At 64.5% G+C, this 2,243-nt stretch carries 2 protein-coding genes and 1 pseudogene; all 3 read right to left on the bottom strand.

The window, feature by feature from the left end:
- Positions 1-181: OsmC family protein (locus tag RMO40_RS06760; protein ID WP_489660121.1), on the bottom strand; the 181-nt coding region annotated here is incomplete at its 3' end.
- A 66-nt stretch (positions 182-247) separates the two neighbouring features.
- A complete protein-coding gene (locus tag RMO40_RS06755; protein WP_309718094.1) occupies positions 248-748 on the bottom strand; it encodes a transcriptional regulator, SarA/Rot family in 501 nt (166 codons plus the stop codon).
- An 86-nt stretch (positions 749-834) separates the two neighbouring features.
- Positions 835-2,243, bottom strand: a pseudogene (locus RMO40_RS06750) (ABC-F family ATP-binding cassette domain-containing protein); the annotation flags it as partial.

Below are 2,243 nucleotides of genomic sequence, written 5' to 3'. Positions count from 1 at the left end.
AGCACGCCGAATAGCCTGCTGCAAACAGCTGCTCTGGGTTGGTGCCGGTGCCGCCTGCGCCGCCCAGCTCCTTGGGCGTGGTCAGCGTGGCCTTGAGTGCGCCGTCTGACGATTCGGTGGTGCCGGCACGACCGCCGGTGGAAGTGGCGTGGGCGGTGTAGAGGACTTTGTCGAGTGCCATGGTGAGCTCCGTTCAGGGGTGGGTGGATGGGTCTAACAATCAGTGCGCAGCGGTCTGCAAGGGTCGTCAATGCGCAGCAAGCTGCGCGTCGTCATCAGCGCTCAGCAGCTGCGTGCGCAGTTGCTGCAGGCGTTGTGTCAGGGAGGCCAGCTCGCCCAGGTCGCAGCGGGTGGCCTGGGCCAGTTGCAAGGGCACACGCTTGGACTTCTGGCGCAGCGCGCGGCCTTCGGTGGTGAGGCTCACGATCACGCGGCGCTCGTCGTCGCTGGCGCGCTCGCGTTGCAGCCAGCCGGCGGCTTCCATGCGCTTGAGCAGAGGGGTGAGGGTGCCCGAGTCGAGGAACAGTCGCTCGCCCAGCTCGCTCACGGTAAGGCCGTCACGCTCCCACAGCACCAGCAGCGCCAGGTACTGCGGGTAGGTCAGGCCCAGCGGCGCCAGCAGCGGCTTGTAGAGCTTGGTCATGGCCAGCGAGCTGGAGTACAGCGCAAAGCACAGCTGCTGGTCGAGCAGCTGCCAGTCTTTGGCCGGGCTGTTGGCGGTCTGTGCGGGTGGGCGTGTGGAAACCATGGGTCGAATGATAGTAAAGATTGAGCAATTGAATTGTGTGCAATACATTTACCCTGCCGCGGCCAGGGGCTTAGGGCAGGGGTGGCTCAGGCCTCGCCGGCGGCGGCGAGTGCGTCGAGTTCGGTGGTGATCTGAAGCCAGCGGGCTTCGGCCTGCTCGGTGTCTTCAGCGATCTTCTTCAGGCGCTTGCCTTGCTCCACACGCTGGGCCGGGCTGACCTCGGGTTGGGCGGCGGCCGCTTCGATGTTGGCTTTTTCTTGCGTCATCGCGGCGAGGCTGCGCTCCAGGCCGGCCAGTTCGTTGCGCAGCGGCTTGGTTTGTTCGGCCAGCTTTTGCCGTGCCTGGCCTGTGGCCTTGCGGTCTTTGGTCGATGCAGCGGGGGCGGGTGCTGCGGCCACGGGTGCGGCGACTGCGGCTTTTTTGGCCTTCACCTTCGCATTGCCGGCATCGCGTGCAGCCTTGGCCATTTCGCGCGAGGTGTCGAGCAGCCACTTCTGGTAGTCGTCGAGGTCGCCGTCGAAGGGCTGCACGCCACCGGCGGTGACGAGCCAGAACTCGTCGCACACCTCGCGCAGCAAGGCGCGGTCGTGGCTCACCAGCATCACCGTGCCTTCGAATTCGTTGAGCGCCATGCTCAGGGCTTCGCGGGTGGTCAAGTCGAGGTGGTTGGTCGGCTCATCCAGCAGCAGCAGATTGGGGCGCTGCCACACCAGCATCGCCAGCACCAGGCGCGCCTTCTCGCCACCGCTGAGAGAACCGACGGCTTGCGTGACCATGTCGCCGACGAAGCGGAAGGAACCGAGAAAGTCGCGACCTGCTCACGCGCCTGCGGGCCCACGTCGCGCGCGAGGCGGATCATGTGCATCAACGGGCCGTCGTCGAGCGAGAGCACGTCGAGCTCTTGCTGGGCGAAGTAGCCGATCGACAAACCTTTGCCTTCGGTGACCTCGCCCGAGATCAGCGGGATCTCTTTGGCGATGGTCTTCACGAGCGTCGACTTGCCCTGGCCGTTGGCACCGAGGATGCCGATGCGCTGGCCGGCGAGCACCGAGCGGTTGATGTCTTTGACGATGGCGGTGCCGTTGTAGCCGCAGCTCATCATCGAAAACGCCAACATCGGGTTGGGCAGGCTTTGTGGCTCGCGGAACTCGAACTGGAAATCGCTGCTGGTCAGCACCGGGCCCAGCTTTTCCATGCGGGCCAGCGCCTTCACGCGGCTTTGTGCCTGCTTGGCCTTGCTGGCCTTGGCCTTGAAACGGTCGATGAACTTCTGCAAATGCGCCATGCGCTCTTGCTGTTTGGCGAAGCTGGCTTGCGCCTGCATCAGCCGCTCGGCACGCATCTCTTCAAACGCGGTGTAGTTGCCGGTGTAGCGGGTCAATTTGGTTTCGTCGAGGTGCAGCGTGACCTTGGTGATGGCATCCAGAAATTCGCGATCGTGGCTGATGACGAGCATCGTGCCTTCGTACTTCTGCAGCCAGGCTTCGAGCCAGAC

Origin of the sequence: Rhizobacter sp. (genome assembly GCF_031412075.1) — a bacterium.
GTDB lineage: Bacteria > Pseudomonadota > Gammaproteobacteria > Burkholderiales > Burkholderiaceae_C > Rhizobacter.
This window is presented reverse-complemented; position numbering and strand designations above follow the sequence as displayed.

What these genes read in the sequence shown, in the direction of transcription:
- RMO40_RS06755 (WP_309718094.1), bottom strand. Translation starts at nt 748, where the DNA reads ATGGTTTCCACACGCCCACCCGCACAGACCGCCAACAGCCCGGCCAAA.